Source organism: Cerasibacillus terrae (assembly GCF_008039555.1).
GTDB classification, from domain to species: Bacteria; Bacillota; Bacilli; order Bacillales; family Amphibacillaceae; genus Cerasibacillus; species Cerasibacillus terrae.
This window is the reverse complement of sequence record NZ_VDUW01000008.1, coordinates 17,082-35,838: the sequence shown is the minus strand read 5'-3', so window position 1 is coordinate 35,838 and position 18,757 is coordinate 17,082. Positions and strand designations below refer to the sequence as shown.

The window sequence follows — 18,757 nt, the reverse complement described above, 5'->3', positions numbered from 1 at the left end:
TGTCAATAAGTCTCTTAAATTTTTTTAAATATAGTAAAATATTTTCCATCTCGGAAAATGTTTCACGTGAAACATTTTCGGATGTTTATGATATAGCCAGGAAAATATCCAATAATGGGGTGAAAAAGTGTTGCAACCTTTTAACCGGATTTTTGGACTTAAAGATAAATCGGATTCTGAAGCAGAAGAAGTTTCATATCAACCAGACGAAGTCATTAAACTTCCTGTCCAAAATATACGGCCAAACCGATTTCAACCACGAACTTTATTTAACGAGGAAAAAATTAGTGAATTAGCTCAAACCATACACACACACGGTATGATTCAACCAATTGTAGTTCGTCAGGTAGAAGATAATCAGTATGAATTAATAGCTGGGGAACGAAGGTGGAGAGCAGTTCAATTATTGGAATGGGAGTATATCCCAGCTATCATACGTGAGATGAATGATACACAGACAGCTTCTGTTGCTTTAATTGAAAACTTACAACGTGAAGAATTAACTGTAGTAGAAGAAGCGTTTGCTTATGCGAAACTATTGGAGTTGCATGATTTAACTCAAGAAGCATTGGCTCAAAGACTTGGAAAAAGCCAATCAACAATAGCTAACAAACTAAGAATCCTAAAACTACCGGAACAAGTCCATGAAGCGTTATTAGCAAAAGAAATCACAGAAAGACATGCTCGTTCTTTAATTAAGTTAAAAGAAGAAGAATTGCAATTGAAAGTTTTAGAGATGATTTTGGAACAACATTTAAATGTGAAGCAAACAGAAGAAAAAGTAAAAGATTTGCTTCAGCCAAAAGAAAAGAAACCGAAACGACGTGCACGTTTAAAAGGAATTAATAAAGATGTTCGTATTGCAATGAATACCATTCGACAATCATTAAATATGGTATCTGATACTGGTATTGATGTCGAATCAAATGAGGAAGAATTAGAAGATTACTATCAAATTACGATTAAAATACCAAAGAAGAAATAATATATTTTATCCATTCATATTAAAAGACACAAATGCCTCTTCCATCATGGTAGAGGCTTAATTTATTTTGTAATTAACTACTTTACATATATTATATCTTGCAATTCTTCATAGTATATATACCCTCACACAATTAAATGCATATAAGTACATCTAAACTAAGGAAAAAGTATTGATTTAATTTGCGCCAAATTGATTCTATTATTTTTTATATTAAATAAAAACAAATTTATGTTTTATCTAAGGAAAAATGATAGAATAGAATATATACGCTTTTTGAGATTAACAACATGAATGTAAAACAGTTTAAACAGGTAGGTGTAAATATGGGGAAGATCATTTCCATCGCTAACCAGAAAGGTGGCGTAGGGAAAACTACGACTTCGGTAAATTTAAGTGCAAGCTTAGCAAAATTAGGACATAAAGTATTAATTGTAGATATTGATCCACAAGGGAATGCAACAAGTGGAGTCGGCATAAATAGGGCAGACGCACCACAGTGTGTGTATAATGTTTTAATTGATGAAGTATCAGCAAAAGATGTATTATTTACAACCGATATTCCTAACTTAGATCTAATTCCAGCAACCATTCAACTAGCAGGAGCTGAAATTGAACTTGTTCCTATTATTTCACGTGAAATACGCCTAAAGAAGGCATTAGATGAATTGAAGGATGGATATGACTATATTATAATCGACTGTCCACCATCACTAGGTATTTTAACCATTAATGCATTAACAGCATCTGATACGGTATTAATTCCGGTTCAGTGTGAGTATTATGCACTAGAAGGTTTAAGTCAATTGTTAAACACCATCCGACTTGTTCAAAAACATCTAAATAAAACATTAATGATTGAAGGAGTTTTATTAACGATGTTGGATGCAAGAACTAATCTAGGAATCCAAGTTATTGAAGAGGTGAAAAAATACTTTCAAGATAAAGTATATAAATCGGTTATCCCGAGAAACGTCCGTTTAGGGGAAGCACCAAGTCATGGACAACCAATTACAACATATGATCCCAAATCGCGAGGTGCAGAAGTTTATCTTGAATTGGCAAAGGAAGTGGTGAATAGTGACACGAAGGTTGGGTAGGGGACTGGATGCATTGTTCGTTGGTGGAATGGAACAAGATGAACAGGAAACAATTCAGGAAATACCAGTAACAGAATGTCGGCCAAATCCATATCAGCCAAGAAAAACATTTGAAGCGGATGCAATTGAAGAACTAAAAGACTCCATTATCGAATATGGTATAATTCAACCCCTTATTGTGCGAAAAAGTATAAAGGGATATGAAATTGTCGTAGGGGAGAGACGCTTTCGAGCAGCTAAAGAGGCTGGATTGGAGACAATTCCAGTAGTCATTAAAGATATGACAGATGAACGAATGATGGAACTCGCATTATTAGAAAACCTACAACGAGAAGATTTAACCCCAATTGAAGAAGCAAGTGCCTATCATAATTTGATGGAAAATCTCCATATTACTCAAGAAGAGCTATCTAAAAGGCTTGGCAAAAGTCGCTCACATATAGCAAATATGGTACGTTTACTTGCCTTACCAAAACCAGTTGTCGCCCATATTAACAATGGAGAACTTTCTATGGGTCACGGACGTGCATTACTTGGATTAAAGGATAAGGAAAAATTGACTCCTCTTGTGCAAAAAATATTAAAAGAAAAATTAAATGTTCGTCAGATAGAAAAAATGATCGCTGTTTTGAATGAAAAACCGATTAAAAAACAAAAGAAACAACAAAAAGATCCATTTTTAATGGAGAGAGAGTCTGTATTACAAGATAAACTAGGTACAGCTGTTAAAATTCAACGTGGTAAAAGAAAAGGTAAAATTGAAATAGAATTTTATACAGATGATGATTTAAATCGAATAATGGAATTAATGGAGAATGCTGATTAAGGAACTTTAAGCCAAAATGTTTCACGTGAAACATTTTGGCTTAAAAAATCACTATTTTCTCGATGATATTGTTTTGAAGTAAAGTTATAAAAAATCTATGTGAAAATAACCTGAAATATTCAGTATGTGAGCTAGATCCTAAAAGTTGGACAAAAAATCTAACTTTTAGGGTCTTTTTTATGATGAAAATTTTGTTTTATCAATAGATGGATGAATTGTTGCTTGAATATGTTGTGTACTAACCAATTGAGCATCAATTATCATTAATAGATTTGATAATTCCTTTGCCATTTCATTGACAAAGGAGAGCCTGGTATTCTGTAAAACAGCATATTCCATAAAACCACTGACATTGACAACTCCAGCAATATGAATATCTCCAATAAGGGGTAGAGATTTATTCAATGCTGCTCCTGGTTTTAAAGCTTCTTTACTAGCGATTAGGTTGCCAATGGAGTTTGGCTTGCCTAAACAAGCATCAATTGCAATAATAAATGGGTTTTGATGATTATTTTGGATATGGTCAATATACTCAGTTAAATTAGTGGCATGGACAGGCTCCTGTAGAGTCCCATATATGGTTAAATGTTTTGGTTTCTTCTCTGATAAGTATGTACCAACAAGAGGACCTAAAGCGTCTCCGGTTGATCGATCTGTTCCAATGCAAGCTACAATATATTCTCGGGGAGTTTTTGGAAACCATGAAATGATTTTTTGAAATAATAAATAGCAATCATTTATATTTTCAAAGTGTGCACGAGTTGATTCACTTTTACGTTGAAATAGATATTTAGGATTCATAGCTTATCCTCCATAGGCATATTGTTATAGTATACGGCAACAAAAAGATTTTTATACATCCATGCTATAAATTAATTGGAGGAAAGATCATGGTGAATTCGGGATTAAAATGGATGTTCTTAATTATTGGAACAACAATTGGCGCAGGTTATGCATCTGGTAGAGAAATATGGGAGTTTTTTGGCCATGGTAGTGGACTAGCTATCTTTATTTTTGTTATTTTATTTTCCTTATCTAGCATGTTTATTATGCAAATTAGTTTTGAAAGGAAAACAACGGAATATCGTCCTGTTTTAGAAAAAATTGTTGGTAAAAGAGTTACTCCTATTTATGATTTAATGCTATTTATTTACTTATATACAACAACAGTTGTGATGATTTCGGGAAGTGGTGCAACAGGTCAAACATTTCATTTATCCTATTGGACAGGAATTACTTTTATAGTCATTGCACTCGTTCTCTTATTTATTAATGGGATTGGCAGTCTATTATATATTAATCAATACTTACTGCCTATTATGATTATCGGGCTTGTTTACGTATTAATTATATTTTCGATTGATGAACAATTAACATTTTTTGCCCATTGGCGTGAGCAACATAACTGGTTAGCAGCCTTTCCATTTACTGCATTAAATATACTTCCGTTAGTAGCTGTATTAGGTGCTGTTGGACATCAAATAAAGTCGAAACAGGAGATATGGATTGCAAGTTTTGGAAGTGGGATTATTTTAGGAATTGTATCCTATTTATATAATACAAGTCTGATCCAAATTTCTGATGATTTAATCCTATATGAAATACCTTTATTTGCAATATTAAAGGGATACCCATTTCAAATGGTGATTTGGATGTCTGTATTATTATGGTTTGCTATATATACAACAGCAGCTGCGGGTTTACTGGGAATTGTAACACGAGTGAGAAGCTATTTTAAACTCCCTCTATGGGTTTTAGTTACCATTACACTGTGCACAATGATTCCTATGACAATGATAGGTTTCTCTACATTAATACGATATACATATCCTTTATATGGTATCCTAAACCTGTATATTTTAGCGAAATTGATATTATATCCTATATGGCAACGCACATAAACCATATATAGTGGGTCCACCCTTTACTTTACTAAAAATACAATCTACAATAGATGTAAATAGATAGGTCGATATTAAAAACTGAATATTCAAAATAAGAATACGGAAGAAAGGGAAGAATGCTATTGGTTGAGAAAGTATATTCTAAGAATGATGTTGTTGAAATGAAAAAGCCTCATCCATGTGGTGAAAATCGCTGGCGTATTATACGAATGGGAATGGACATCCGTATCAAATGCCTTGGATGCAATCATAGTGTACTCCTGCCACGTAGGGAATTTACTAAAAAGATGAAAAAAGTAATTGAAAAAGCTGCAGAATAAGAAAAATGAAGCAATTATAGTAGATAATTAATATAAAAATCATAATCTGGTGTATGAAAAGAGGAAAATAGACATGTAATATATGTCTATTTTTCCTTTTTCATTACTTGTTTTATATATTTGATGTATCTATAATTGAGTTAATCAATACATTCATATGAATGAAATCCTTAAGGAGTGAAAGTGGAATGTCTTTGACAGCAGGAATCGTTGGACTACCAAATGTTGGTAAATCCACATTATTTAATGCCATCACACAAGCAGGAGCAGAATCAGCAAACTATCCCTTCTGTACGATTGATCCAAACGTTGGTATTGTGGAAGTTCCCGACGAGCGTTTAAATAAATTAACTACATTAGTACAACCGAAAAAAACTGTTCCAACAGCATTTGAATTTACAGATATAGCTGGAATTGTACAAGGAGCTAGTAAAGGAGAGGGATTAGGTAACCAATTTTTATCACATATTCGACAAGTTGATGCAATATGCCAAGTTGTTCGTTGTTTTAATGATGAAAACATTACACATGTATCTGGTTCAATCAACCCGATTGATGATATTGAGATTATTAACTTAGAATTAATTTTAGCTGATTTAGAGACAGTTAATAAACGGTATCAGCGTGTTGAAAAATTGGCCAAGCAAAAAGTAAAAGAAGCTGTGCTTGAACATGAAATTTTAACAAAACTAAAAAATGCTTTTGAAAGTGAACAACCTGCACGTTCGGTAGAATTTACAGATGAACAAATGAAGATTGTAAAAGGCCTTCATTTATTAACTTCAAAACCAATGCTTTATGTAGCAAATGTTAGTGAAGATGATATTGTTGATCCGGATTCAAATGAACATGTGCAAAAAGTAAGAGAATATGCTGCAAAAGAAGATTCAGAAGTCATTGTTATTAGTGCGAAAATTGAAGAGGAAATTGCAGAACTAAATCAAGAAGAAAAAGAAATGTTTCTTCAAGAATTAGGAATTACAGAATCTGGTTTAGATCAATTAATAAAGGCATCCTACTCCTTATTAGGCCTAGGCACATATTTTACAGCAGGTGTACAAGAAGTTCGTGCATGGACCTTTAAAAAGGGAATGAAGGCACCACAAGCAGCAGGTGTCATTCATACGGATTTTGAAAAAGGATTTATTCGAGCTGAAACAGTCTCCTATGATGACTTAGTAGAAGCAGGTTCAATGACCCAAGCAAGAGAAAATGGAAAAGTTCGCCTAGAAGGAAAAGAATACATTGTTGAAGATGGCGATATTATTCATTTCCGTTTTAATGTATAACCAAATAGAAATATATAGGATCCCCTAATTAATCTTGTGATTTGAAAACTTTTTTGATATAATTAATTATCGTGAGTAATTGAATATTATATTGGATTACTCCTTGCTCTTAATTAAATTAAGGGCCGCAAAGACCAAAAGGAGGTGCAACGGATGAGAAAATATGAAATTATGTACATCATCCGCCCAGACATTGAGGAAGAAGCGCGAACAGAATTAATGGAGCGTTTCAGCAAAATCTTAACTGATCGTGGTGCGGAAATCGAAAAAGTTGATGAAAAAGGCAAAAAACGTTTTGCTTATGAAATAAACAACTATCGTGATGGATATTATGTAGTCGTTAACTTTAGCAGTGACGAACAAGCAGTAGCAGAGTTCGATCGTTTAGCTAAATACTCTGATGATATTATTCGTCATATCGTAGTTCGTGAAGATGACCAATAAAAAGGGGTGGTTCTGATGTTGAATCGTGTCGTACTTGTCGGCAGATTAACAAGGGATCCTGATTTACGTTATACAGCAAGTGGAGTAGCAGTGGCTAATTTTACTGTAGCATGTAATCGACCTTTTACAAATCAACAAGGAAATCGTGAAGCAGATTTTATAAACTGTGTCGTCTGGCGTCGTCCAGCTGAAAACCTTGCTAACTATATGAAAAAAGGAAGTTTAATTGGTGTCGATGGACGTATTCAAACACGTTCATATGAAGGACAAGACGGTAAAATGGTCTATGTAACTGAAGTGGTTGCAGATAGCGTTCAATTCCTTGAGACAAAATCCTCTCAAGGTAGAGGCAACCAAGATGCCTTTTCAGCAGGTGGCGGTTTCCAACCAAATCGAAATCAGAACAACCAAATGAATCAAAGTGGAAATCAATCAAATGATGATATTTTTAAAGACAGTGGAGAACCAATTGATATATCAGATGATGATTTACCATTTTAGTATCGTATATGAAATAAATTAATATAAAAGGAGGGGTATATATGGCAGGTCGTCGTGGTGGTCGTGGTAGACGTCGTAAAGTGTGTTTTTTCACAGCAAATGGTATCACACATATTGACTACAAAGATGTTGATTTACTAAGACGTTTCATTTCTGAACGTGGAAAAATCCTTCCTCGTCGTGTAACTGGAACATCTGCAAAATACCAACGTAAACTTACAAAAGCAATTAAACGTGCTCGTCAAATGGCACTTTTACCATATGTATCTGAGTAATAAAAAATACTCCCTTTACTAGGCTTGTTCAAAGCTCTGCTAAAGGGAGTTTTTTTATGCGGTTCTCTGTGATAAAATATTTTTGCATCCATATTCTCTCCAATTCCTTTTATCTCGCAATTTAAAGGTACCAAAAAAGAGAATATGGTTTTTTTTTGACTTTAACAGCCCAAATACACTCCGCTTGTCCTTAGGAGCTGGTGAGCCTCCTAAGGACAACACAACGTTGGTCATACAGGCGTTGCCACACAACGTGGAATTCTTAACCGATCTCCCCTAGGAGTTTTTGTGTATTCGAGCTGCGGTAGATTAGAACAACCCAAACTAAACAGCCTATTTTTTAAAAACTTGTATAACATATCATATCAAGAGGAACCATCACATTCAGTATAGAGCCTTTTTATCTTATAAACTTTCCTTTATCCAACTTTAAAATACGCTGACCTAATTTTTTAGCTTCTTTCCAATCATGTGTAACAATAAGGATAGGTATTTTCCATATTTCATGGATTCTCAAAAGTTCATCTTGACATTCTATTCTTGTCTTTTCATCTAAAGCGGAGAAGGGTTCATCCAATAATAATGCATTTGGTTTCGTAGCAAGTGCTCGAACTAATGCAACACGCTGTTTCTCTCCACCTGATATATTCCCTGGATATTGTTCTAATAAATGCTTAATTCCAACAACATCAATTAATGTTTCGACTAATTGCTGATCCTTCATTCCATAGGAAATATTTTTCTTCACTGTCATATGTGGAAAAAGAGCATAATCTTGGAAAAGATATCCAACATTCCTGTCCTGAATAGGGATTCCACTTTTTCCCTTCTTCCCTTTTTGCTTGGAATCAAAAAGACATTGATTTTTTAAATGGATAAAACCTTGGTCTGGATGAACAATACCTGCAATACAGTTTAAGATGGTTGTTTTTCCTGAACCAGATGGTCCGAACAATACAATTCTTTCTTGTTCTGTTGTAAGTTGAACTTGCAAATCAAAATGGGATAATTTTTTATAAATATCTAATTCTAACATGATTAAACTCCTTTAAAACGGATTCATGTATTTTTCTCAATGGAGTGCTTCATGATACTTCGTTTGCTCCACCAGTTTAGCCATAAAATAGCACTAAATCCTAAAGAGACGATAATGATGACCCAAAATGTTGCCATTTCCATATTTCCAGACTCAACTGCAAAATAAATAGCCAATGGAATTGTATCTGTCACATTTGGAATATAACCAGCTAACATAAGTGTCGCACCAAATTCACCAAGTGCTCTAGCAAAAGTCAAAACAAGTCCTGCTAATAGTCCAGGCCATGCTAATGGGAATGAGATTGTCCAAAATACTCTCCATCTAGAGGCACCCATGGTGTATGCTGCATATTCTAAATTTGCATCATATTTTTGAAATGCTGCTGCAGCACTTTGATACATTAATGGGAATGCTACAACAACTGCTGCAATTATCACCGCATACCAAGAAAAAACAATTTGTAAATCAAACCAATTGATTAAGAGTTTTCCAATCGGACCATTCTTTCCAAATAAAACTAATAACCCAAAACCAACTACAGTTGGTGGTAACACAAGTGGTAGTAGAAAAATGGCTTCAATAATACTCTTTCCAGGAAAATCACGTCTTGATATCACTCGAGCTAAAAATACACCAACAATAAAAACAATGACCGTAGCAATGATAGCTGTTTTAAAAGATAGCCATAAAGGAGAAAAGTTTATATCATTCATGGATAGTCCCTGCCTTAATTACTTTTGAAATCCATATGATTTTAAAATATCTTGGGCTTGATCACTTTCAAGAAATTCTACAAACGCTTTTGCTAATTCCTCGTGTTGCGTATCTTTTGTAACAGCAGCAGGATAAATGATTGAGTCATGCATATCACTATCAGCAGTTAATAAAATATTGATATCATCGGATGTTTTTGCATCACTTTCATAAACAAAGCCAATATCTGCATTTCCTGTTTCTACATAAGTAAGTACTTGACGGACATCTTTTGCTAACACAATTTTGTCTTCTAACTCATCCCATTTTTTAATAGATTGAAGTGCTTGTTCTGTATATTTCCCTGCTGGAACAGTCTCTGGATTTCCAACAGCAATTTGTTTGATGGAATCTACTGTATCAATATCTTCTAATGAATCAATGGATAAATCAGCATCTTTAGAAGAAATCAATACAATTTTATTCCCTGTTACATCCTCTCTTGTGTCTGCTAAAATCAGTTCCTCTTCTTCTAACATATCCATCCAATCTTGGTTTGCAGAAATAAACACATCACTAGGAGCACCTTGTTGAATTTGTTGAGCAAGTTTTCCAGAACCACCTAAATTAAATGTTAATTCAGCATGATGTTCTTCCTCGAAAATAGCTTTCATTTCTTCTAGCGCATCTGTCAAACTAATGGCAGCAGAAATAGTAAGTGGTGTTTTTTCCTCTTGTTCTGTACTATCTGTTTCATTAATATTACCCTCTTCTTCTTGCTTGTCTGTTTGATTACAGCCTGTAAAAAGAAAGGCTGCAAGTAAAATAGCAAAAAAGATACTGAGTTTTTTTATGTTCATCTTTATACCCCCTAATTATAATTAGTTATATTTGGATATAACTAATTATATCTAATTGTATATTATTTTGTCTTCTATGTGAATATAAAAATGTTACAATATAATGAGAGGTGGTCAAAAGTGACAAATCATGAAATATCTTATACAACAGAAGAACTTGCTAAATTATTGAAAGTTTCCAAGTTGACAGTGTATGATTTAATAAAAAAAGGGGAAATTCAGGCATACCGAGTTGGCCGCCAAATGCGGGTCGATGCGAGTGAATTGGAAAATTATAAATTACGTCAAAAAGAAGTTCAAGTCATTCCTTCGATACCAGAAGTACAAAAAACGTTAAATAAAGAGGAAAATAGCCATTCGATCGTTGTCTGTGGGCAAGACCATAGTTTAGACTTATTAACACGTGAATTAGAGAAGGAAAATCTCAATTATTCCCCTTTTCGCTCCCATTTAGGAAGTTTAGATGGCCTTGTGTCGATGTATCAAGGAAAGGCAGATATTGTGAGTACACATTTATATGATGGAGAGACAAACACATATAATTTACCATATATACGAAGAATTTTAGTGAGTAAATCGTTTGTCGTCATTCGGTTAATGAAACGACAAGTTGGATTATATGTTGCCAAAGGAAATCCTAAAAAAATTAATTCTTGGGGAGATTTTAAAAGAAATGATATATCAATCATTAACCGGGAATCAGGTGCTGGTGTAAGAGCCTTACTTGATGAACAATTACGTTTATATGGTGTTGATAAAGAAATAGTAAACGGTTATGAAAATGAACAAACAAGTCATTTAGGTGTCGCTTCAACTGTTGCAAGTGGAAAAGCAGATATCGGGGTTGGCATTATAAATACAGCAAAAGTAACAGATGTTGATTTTATCCCTATGGTTGAGGAAGATTATGATTTGGTCATTGTAAAAAATGAAAAGACGGCTCCAGTCATTCAATCCTTGTTGAACATTTTAAAAAAATCTTCTTTTCAAGAAAAGATGATCAGCTTAGGTTATAATATAGACAGTATTGGGAAAGTAATTTATGAGCAATAAAAATAACGCAAAGATTTATTTAATTCTTTGCGTTTTTACTTTTCCTTTTTGGATAAATAGAAATGATTTTGACTAAAAATAGCAGTGTATATGGTATCAATGCTAGTATCCAACGGTCATCTACTGGGTAGAATAAGGATGCAGTCGTATAAATTAAAAAAGGGATTGTTGAGACAAAGGCACTCATTTTCCATAATATTGCATAATGTAATTTCCGCTGCATCAGTTTTGAAATACCTAAACCAATATAAGCAATAAGGGAAAACAATAAGAATATGCTAATTGTTAATGGTAAATAAGAAAAAATAAAGAAGTAGATAATTTTAAATAAAGTATTCATCCGAGCAGTTAACTCTGATTCATGTATTAAGACATCAACTAATGTTGGTAATGAAATAATTAGCAGTAAAATAAATAAATAGAAAACAACGATATCCATTCCAATTCGATTTAAGCGAAAGACAGATTTCTTCTTCGGTAATGATAAACTATGAATAAAAGCTTCCCAAAATATCATAGATTCCATCCTTTTTGATGCAATATAGTAAGCAGTAAAAAAACATATATCTATATTATATATGAAAATGATATAAAGATGGAGTCTTTTACTAGAAAGGAAGCTTTGTTAAAGGGATGGGAACTGTTTTGTTCAATGAAAGTTCATAATAAGGAAATGTTGTATTACCTTATGTGAAATTAACTTCCTTCCATTCCCAAATTCATTTAAATCATGTTATCATATGGTAATATGATACGTATATATTTACGTTTTAAGAGGAGATATTTAGATGAATCAATCGAAGAAAATAACAGATGGTGCACTCCTAGCAGCCGTCTTTATCGTTTTATTGTTGATAGCTGTGTTTGTTCCAGTTGTATCATTAATCGCTAGTATATTGTTACCAATACCATTTATTATGTATGCTTATCGTTATAATTGGAAACCATCTATCCTTCTTTTTGTAGTTGTCTTGATATTGACAACTCTATTTGCTACTTACTTATCGATTCCTTTAGTTGTTGCCCCAGCATTAGGTGGTATTATGATAGGAACTGCCATGCATAATCACGCAAGTCCCTTTGAAACATGGGCAAGAGGAACAGTTGGTTTTATTATTGGCTTTTTATTTGCATATGTATTTGCACAAGTATTACTACAAATTAATTTCATGCAAGAATTTGAAGAGATGGTTCAACAATCACTTGAACAAAGTAAGGCTTTATTTGAACAGTTTAATATAGGAGCTAAATCAGATGACCAGTTGAAGTTGTTAGAAGAACAAATGTTGCTTATTACAAAGCTATTTCCAATGATGTTAGTCACTGCAAGTATATTTATTAGCTTTTTAAGTCAATGGATTGGATATAAAATAGTGAATCGAGTGGAAAAGAAAGATTTCAAATTTCCTCCATTCCGAACATTAAGATTCCCTGTTTCCGTTGTATGGATATACTTCTTTGCTTTAATTATTAGTTTTTTTGATATGAACCAAAATGGATTTGTCTTCCTAGGTGTGCAGAATATCATGGCTATCATTGGTATATTAATAGCTATTCAAGGGGTTTCGTTTGTCTTCTTCTTTGCACATGAGAAAAGGTTATCAAAAGCAATTCCAATAATTGTCACTTTTTTCCTTATCCTTTTGTCACCTATTCTTATTCCTTTCGTAAGGATTTTAGGTATAATCGATATAGGTTTTCCTTTACGTGAACGAATGCAAGCAAAAAAGTGAATATCAAAATCGTTTGTTCTAATTTTTTTGATATTTATTAACAAAGGTGTCATTGTGTAAGTACTGTAAAATGTATTACGGGCTATGTTAACTGTCTAATATTAGTGGCTTTATTCATTCTCCCTTTGTATGATAAAGTAAACACTGGTTAGCTGATTGCTTACCGTGTTTTTCTTTATCAATGGATAGTCTATATGCGCCTTTATTTAAGGAGCTGATAAATATGTTTAAGCACCCAATTAAATCGACAGCCCATTTATGGGTAATATATGGAATAGCAATCATGATGTTAGGTGTCATTTGGTATGTGAAGGCAAGCTTAGGAATAGTGATGACACTATTATTGATGCTGTCCATTTATTATACCGTCAGACAAGAAAGTAAAAAAGATGAACAAATAAAGAAGAATATTAGCTCTTTATCCCATCGCGTTCAACATGCTGGTGAAGATGTTTTAGTACAAATACCTATCGGAATGGTTTTATACAATCATGATTATGAAATTGAATGGTGCAACCCTTTTATAGAGGAATTATTTGAAATAAATATGATTGGAAAGTCCTTGGATGATATTTCTGAGGCGTTTATTCCGGCAATTAATGAAGACCAAACAGAGGTTGCTTTTGAACATGAGGAAAATAAATTTCAAGTCCTTATTAAAAAAGAAGAAAAGCTATTATATTTTCTAGACCGTACAGCACAATTAAAGATGGAAACTTTATATGAAAATGAGCGAACAGTTCTCGCAGTCATTTATCTTGATAATTACAATGAATTAACTAGAAATATGGACGATACATTCAAGAGTAAACTGAATTCGAGAGTAACTTCTGTTTTAAATGAGTGGTCTACTCAATACAACCTTTATCTAAAGCGTACATCACAGGAACGTTTCTTAGCTGTTGGAACAAAACAAATATTACAGGAGTTAGAGGAATCTAAATTTGCTATATTAGATGAAGTTCGTGAATTAGACACAACGCAAAACATACCATTGACTATCAGTATTGGAATTGGCTATGGAGATGCTACACTACCCGAAATTGGTGTGATGGCCCATTCTAGCTTGAATCTGGCATTAGGTCGTGGTGGAGATCAGGTGGCAATTAAAGACGAGTCTGGGAAAGTTCGCTTTTATGGTGGAAAAACCAATCCAATGGAAAAAAGAACTAGGGTTCGTGCGCGGGTTATATCCCATGCCCTAACAGGCCTTGTAAAAGCAAGTGATCATGTCTTTATTATGGGGCATCAAGTACCAGATATGGATGCAATTGGTGCTGCGATTGGAATTCTTCATATTGCACAAGCAAATGGTGTTAACGGTTATATAGTGATTGATCCTGATGATGTGCATACAGGGGTTTATCATTTATTAGAGGCGATTAAGAAAGATGAGGAACTATGGAAATATTTTATTGAGCCAGAAGATGCTTATGAGTTTATCACAAGAAATAGTCTTGTTGTTGTGGTTGATACACATCGACCTTCCATGGTTGCCGTTCCAAAGTTACTTACAAAAACAGATTACCGAGTGGTGATTGACCACCATCGTCGTTCCGAGGATTTCATTGAAGATCCGACACTTGTCTATATGGAACCATATGCCTCTTCAACAGCAGAACTTGTGACAGAATTATTTGAATACCAGCCAAAAGAACGGAAACTATCTATTCTAGAGGCTTCTGCATTATTAGCAGGTATCGTTGTAGATACAAAGAGTTTTACATTAAGAACAGGTTCAAGAACATTTGCAGCTGCATCCTATTTACGTTCAAAAGGTGCAGATACTGTTCTTGTACAAGAGTTTTTAAAAGAGGAATTCGACTCCTATATTGAACGTAGTAAGTTGATTGAAACAGCTGAAATATATCGAGGTCATATTGCTATTGCAAAGGCTGATCCAGATCAAACCTTTGGTAGTGTTTTAATTGCTCAAACAGCAGATACACTCTTAACACTGGATAAAGTAATTGCATCATTTGTTATCTCCAAGCGAGAAGATGGTAAAGTTGGCATCAGTGCCCGTTCACTTGGTAAACTAAATGTTCAAGTAATTATGGAAAAAATGGGTGGTGGTGGCCACTTAACAAATGCAGCAACACAGGTAGAAGATATAACAGTAGATGAAGCAGTAGAATTACTTAAAAATATTATAGATGAATATTATGAGGGGAGAGAAGAAGAATGAAAGTTATTCTTTTAAAAGATGTCAAAGGACAAGGTAAAAAAGGTGATGTGAAAAAGGTATCTGCAGGGTATGCTCGCAATTATTTATTAAAAAATAATCTAGCTGTTGAAGCAACGGCAGGTAATTTGAAACAATTAGAAGCAAAAAAGCGAAAACAAGATGAAGAAGCACAACAAGAAAAAGAAGAAGCCATTCAATTAAAAGAGGCTTTAGAAAAAACAACAGTAGAAATAAAGGCGAAATCTGGTGAAGGTGGACGTTTATTTGGTTCGATTACCAATAAACAAATTGCTGAAGCCTTGAAAAAAGAACACGGGTTTAAAATAGACCGCCGTAAAATTGAATTAGATGAGCCAATTAAATCATTAGGTCATGTCAATGTTCCAGTAAAATTATACCCAGACGTACAAGGAACAGTAAAAGTACATGTAACAGAACAGTAATTAAAAAAGGCTGTTTTCTAAAAAACTGTTATTGGAAGATGTTTCTTTTGAAAAACGAGTGAAATTGCAATTAGCAACAAAAAAATATGAAAACAGCTTAGAAATGAAAATGTCTCATTCATAAAGGAGGAATCAGGATTGAGTGATATGACATATGATCGTATACCACCACACAATATTGAAGCAGAACAATCCGTCATCGGTGCCATTTTTCTTGAACCTGAGGCATTTTCAACAGCATCACAAGTTTTACAACCGGAAGACTTTTATCGTGCTGGACATCAGCGAATATTTGAAGTGATGTTACATTTATCAGATCGTGGAGATCCGATTGATATTTTAACCGTAACAGCTGCTCTACAAGATAGAAAGATTTTAGATGAAGCTGGTGGAGTCTCTTATTTAACAGAAGTCGCTGGTAGTGTTCCAACAGCTGCTAACATAGGTTTCTATTGTAAAATAGTTGAAGAAAAGGCATTGCTTCGTCGGTTAATTCATACCGCGACAAATATCATAACGACATCATATGATCGTGAAGATGATGTGGACGAAGTTTTAAATGAAGCTGAAAAAGGTATTCTGGAAGTATCAAATAAGCAAAATGCCGGAGCCTTTAAAGCAATTAAAGATGTACTAATTGATGTTTATGACAATATTGATCAATTGCATAACCGGGATAGTGATGTAACTGGTATTCCAACAGGTTACAAGGAATTGGACCGGATTACATCAGGTTTCCAACGCAATGATTTAATTATCATTGCGGCTCGTCCATCTGTTGGGAAAACTGCCTTTGCTCTTAATATTGCCCAAAATGTGGCTGTTAATACAGATGAAAATGTAGCTATTTTTAGTTTGGAGATGGGAGCAGATCAGCTTGTCCAACGTATGTTATGTGCAGAAGGAAATATTGATGCTCAACGTTTAAGAAATGGACAATTACAAGCAGAAGATTGGGGACGTTTGACAATGGCAATGGGTTCCCTATCAAATGCTGGAATTTTTATTGATGACTCTTCGGGAATTCGAGTTAGTGAAATTCGCTCCAAATGTAGACGTCTTAAACAAGAACATGGCCTAGGTATGATTGTTATTGATTATTTACAACTTATTCAAGGAAGTGTGAACTCAAGGGAGAATAGGCAACAAGAGGTATCTGAAATCTCTCGTTCTTTAAAAGGATTAGCAAGAGAATTGGAAGTACCAGTAATTGCCCTGTCACAGCTTTCTCGTGGAGTAGAACAACGTCAAGACAAACGTCCGATGATGTCTGATTTACGTGAATCTGGAAGTATTGAACAAGATGCGGATATTGTTGGCTTTTTGTATCGTGATGATTATTATGATAAAGAGTCCGAAAAACAAAACATCATTGAAATTATTATTTCCAAGCAACGTAATGGTCCTGTTGGTACGGTTGAATTAGCCTTTGTAAAAGAATACAATAAATTCGTTGATTTAGACCGTCGCTATGATGACAGTGAAATTCCACCAGTACCAGCTCAGGCCTAATGATGTCATTTTTATTTAATAGAAATATTTTTTAAAAAACAGCCTACTAAGGCTGTTTTTCTTACGTTTTAGTGTAAAATGAATAAAAGATAGTGAAAATAAACCCAAAACCCGAACTATAGGTACGTTTTTCTGTTAAATGTTCATGATTTCGTTGACTTGATAAAATATAATTGATAAAATTGCTTTTGTGATAAATAATAACAATTAGAAGACAAACTTAGCGGAGGTGTGCTATGTCCTCAGTAATTGTAGTAGGGACACAGTGGGGAGATGAAGGTAAAGGGAAAATCACTGATTTTTTATCTGAAAGGGCAGATGTAGTATCTCGTTACCAAGGTGGTAATAACGCAGGGCATACCATTAAATTTAATGGTGTAACCTATAAACTCCATTTAATCCCATCCGGTATTTTTTATAAAGAGAAGCAAAATGTACTTGGAAATGGAATGGTTATTGATCCAAAAGCATTTCTAGAGGAACTTGCTTATTTACAAGAACATAATATTTCAGATGAAAATTTATATGTTAGTAATCGAGCACATGTGATTTTACCATATCATATCAAATTAGATATGTTACAAGAAGAAAAAGGTAATAATAAAATCGGTACAACGAAAAAAGGTATTGGACCGGCGTATACAGATAAAATAGCACGTATTGGAATCCGCATGGCAGACCTTTTAGATGAGAAGATATTTCGTGAAAAATTAAAGAAAAATGTAAAAGAGAAAAACCGTTTATTTACTAAATTATATGATGCAGAACCTGTTTCTGTTGATGATATATTTGAAGAATATTATACGTATGGACAAAAAATGAAGAAATATGTTTGTGACACATCTGTCATATTAAACGATGCATTGGATGGAGGGCATCGGGTGTTGTTTGAAGGTGCTCAAGGTGTCATGTTAGATATTGACCAAGGGACATATCCGTTTGTTACATCCTCTAACCCAAGTGGAGGTGGTGTAACAATTGGTGCAGGTGTTGGCCCAACAAAAATCAACCGTGTTGTTGGTGTTACAAAAGCATATACGACTCGTGTTGGAGATGGGCCATTTGTAACGGAACTACATGATGAAACAGGAAGTAGAATCCGTGAAGTTGGCCGAGAATATGGTACAACTACTGGTCGTGCGCGTCGTGTCGGTTGGTTTGATGCGGTTGCAGTTCACCACACACGCCGTGTCAGTGGAATTACAGATTTATCAATCACGCTTTTAGATGTACTAACAGGAATTGATACATTAAAGATTTGTGTTGCATATCGTTATAAAGACGAAACCATCAAAGAATTTCCAGCAAATCTTTCTGTTCTTGGTGAGTGTGAGCCAATTTATGAAGAATTGCCAGGCTGGACAGAAGATATAACAAATGTGAAAAGCTTTAATGAATTACCAGAGAATGCACGTAATTATTTGAACCGAATTACTGAATTGACAGAGATACCGTTATCTATTTTTTCTGTAGGTCCAGACCGAACACAAACAGTTGTAGTAAAAGATGTATATCAATAAGTGATTATCAATAAGGGATAATATGATGCTATATAAATGGCAATGTATTATCTCTTTTTATATATGGTAAGA

At 34.0% G+C, this 18,757-nt stretch carries 20 protein-coding genes; 15 read left to right on the top strand and 5 right to left on the bottom strand.

The features are described from left to right. The first annotated feature begins 127 nt into the window (after positions 1–127). The 3 genes from noc to FHP05_RS11275 all read left to right on the top strand — a co-directional run bounded on the left by noc (position 128) and on the right by FHP05_RS11275 (position 2,911). Positions 128–985 carry a nucleoid occlusion protein gene (gene noc, locus FHP05_RS11285; protein ID WP_147668311.1) on the top strand — a complete coding sequence of 286 codons (858 nt, stop codon included), beginning with the start codon at positions 128–130 and terminating at the stop codon, positions 983–985. Positions 986–1,311: 326 nt separating this feature from the next. Then, positions 1,312–2,085: a ParA family protein gene (locus tag FHP05_RS11280; protein ID WP_147668452.1), complete on the top strand. Its 774-nt coding sequence runs from the start codon at positions 1,312–1,314 to the stop codon at positions 2,083–2,085. Beyond that, entirely contained in the window at positions 2,066–2,911 is an 846-nt protein-coding gene (locus tag FHP05_RS11275; RefSeq protein ID WP_147668309.1) for a ParB/RepB/Spo0J family partition protein, read from the top strand. Before FHP05_RS11280 ends, FHP05_RS11275 begins: the two co-directional genes overlap by 20 nt. Before the next feature lie 177 nt (positions 2,912–3,088). On the opposite strand, the gene yyaC is transcribed toward FHP05_RS11275, so the two are convergent. Further along, positions 3,089–3,712, bottom strand: a complete 624-nt coding sequence (yyaC, locus tag FHP05_RS11270) for a spore protease YyaC (RefSeq protein ID WP_147668307.1) — start codon at positions 3,710–3,712, stop codon at positions 3,089–3,091. Positions 3,713–3,801: 89 nt separating this feature from the next. Between yyaC and FHP05_RS11265 the strand changes: the two genes are divergently transcribed. From FHP05_RS11265 to rpsR, 6 genes are all read left to right on the top strand, one after another. Then, positions 3,802–4,812 carry a YkvI family membrane protein gene (locus FHP05_RS11265; RefSeq protein ID WP_147668305.1) on the top strand — a complete coding sequence of 337 codons (1,011 nt, stop codon included), beginning with the start codon at positions 3,802–3,804 and terminating at the stop codon, positions 4,810–4,812. 125 nt (positions 4,813–4,937) lie between these two features. Continuing rightward, positions 4,938–5,135, top strand: a complete 198-nt coding sequence (locus FHP05_RS11260; RefSeq protein ID WP_230973996.1) for a DUF951 domain-containing protein — start codon at positions 4,938–4,940, stop codon at positions 5,133–5,135. A gap of 188 nt (positions 5,136–5,323) precedes the next feature. Next, a complete protein-coding gene (ychF, locus tag FHP05_RS11255) occupies positions 5,324–6,424 on the top strand; it encodes a redox-regulated ATPase YchF (protein ID WP_147668301.1) in 1,101 nt (366 codons plus the stop codon). Between the two features lie 153 nt (positions 6,425–6,577). After that, the gene (rpsF, locus tag FHP05_RS11250; protein ID WP_147668300.1) at positions 6,578–6,868 is read left to right on the top strand and encodes a 30S ribosomal protein S6; all 291 of its coding nucleotides are present in this window, start codon (positions 6,578–6,580) and stop codon (positions 6,866–6,868) included. Positions 6,869–6,883: 15 nt separating this feature from the next. Further along, positions 6,884–7,369, top strand: a complete 486-nt coding sequence (gene ssb / locus FHP05_RS11245; RefSeq protein ID WP_147668298.1) for a single-stranded DNA-binding protein — start codon at positions 6,884–6,886, stop codon at positions 7,367–7,369. Positions 7,370–7,410: 41 nt separating this feature from the next. Beyond that, complete coding sequence (gene rpsR / locus FHP05_RS11240) at positions 7,411–7,644, top strand: 30S ribosomal protein S18 (protein WP_147668296.1); 234 nt, start codon at positions 7,411–7,413, stop codon at positions 7,642–7,644. Positions 7,645–8,044: 400 nt separating this feature from the next. On the opposite strand, the gene FHP05_RS11235 is transcribed toward rpsR, so the two are convergent. The 3 genes from FHP05_RS11235 to modA are packed head-to-tail and all read right to left on the bottom strand — an operon-like array spanning position 8,045 to position 10,236. Continuing rightward, complete coding sequence (locus FHP05_RS11235; protein WP_147668294.1) at positions 8,045–8,680, bottom strand: ATP-binding cassette domain-containing protein; 636 nt, start codon at positions 8,678–8,680, stop codon at positions 8,045–8,047. Between the two features lie 23 nt (positions 8,681–8,703). Beyond that, a complete protein-coding gene (modB, locus tag FHP05_RS11230; RefSeq protein WP_407923439.1) occupies positions 8,704–9,387 on the bottom strand; it encodes a molybdate ABC transporter permease subunit in 684 nt (227 codons plus the stop codon). A gap of 27 nt (positions 9,388–9,414) precedes the next feature. Beyond that, entirely contained in the window at positions 9,415–10,236 is an 822-nt protein-coding gene (gene modA, locus FHP05_RS11225) for a molybdate ABC transporter substrate-binding protein (protein ID WP_147668290.1), read from the bottom strand. 120 nt (positions 10,237–10,356) lie between these two features. On the opposite strand from modA, the gene FHP05_RS11220 reads away from it, so the two are divergent. Next, positions 10,357–11,289: a helix-turn-helix transcriptional regulator gene (locus FHP05_RS11220; RefSeq protein WP_230973995.1), complete on the top strand. Its 933-nt coding sequence runs from the start codon at positions 10,357–10,359 to the stop codon at positions 11,287–11,289. A 19-nt stretch (positions 11,290–11,308) separates the two neighbouring features. On the opposite strand, the gene FHP05_RS11215 is transcribed toward FHP05_RS11220, so the two are convergent. After that, on the bottom strand, positions 11,309–11,806 hold the full coding sequence (locus FHP05_RS11215; protein ID WP_147668286.1) for a DUF1189 family protein: 498 nt from the start codon (positions 11,804–11,806) through the stop codon (positions 11,309–11,311). Positions 11,807–12,077: 271 nt separating this feature from the next. Here FHP05_RS11215 and FHP05_RS11210 point away from each other — a divergent pair, with 271 nt between their 5' ends. From FHP05_RS11210 to FHP05_RS11190, 5 genes are all read left to right on the top strand, one after another. Continuing rightward, positions 12,078–13,022, top strand: a complete 945-nt coding sequence (locus FHP05_RS11210; protein WP_147668284.1) for a YybS family protein — start codon at positions 12,078–12,080, stop codon at positions 13,020–13,022. Positions 13,023–13,245: 223 nt separating this feature from the next. Then, positions 13,246–15,210, top strand: coding sequence for a DHH family phosphoesterase (locus FHP05_RS11205; RefSeq protein ID WP_147668282.1), 1,965 nt, complete (start codon positions 13,246–13,248; stop codon positions 15,208–15,210). Beyond that, positions 15,207–15,653: a 50S ribosomal protein L9 gene (gene rplI / locus FHP05_RS11200; protein WP_147668280.1), complete on the top strand. Its 447-nt coding sequence runs from the start codon at positions 15,207–15,209 to the stop codon at positions 15,651–15,653. Before FHP05_RS11205 ends, rplI begins: the two co-directional genes overlap by 4 nt. A 147-nt stretch (positions 15,654–15,800) precedes the next feature. Continuing rightward, positions 15,801–17,165 carry a replicative DNA helicase gene (gene dnaB, locus FHP05_RS11195; RefSeq protein WP_407923438.1) on the top strand — a complete coding sequence of 455 codons (1,365 nt, stop codon included), beginning with the start codon at positions 15,801–15,803 and terminating at the stop codon, positions 17,163–17,165. 236 nt (positions 17,166–17,401) lie between these two features. Next, positions 17,402–18,685, top strand: a complete 1,284-nt coding sequence (locus FHP05_RS11190) for an adenylosuccinate synthase (RefSeq protein ID WP_147668276.1) — start codon at positions 17,402–17,404, stop codon at positions 18,683–18,685. The last annotated feature ends 72 nt before the right edge of the window (positions 18,686–18,757 follow it).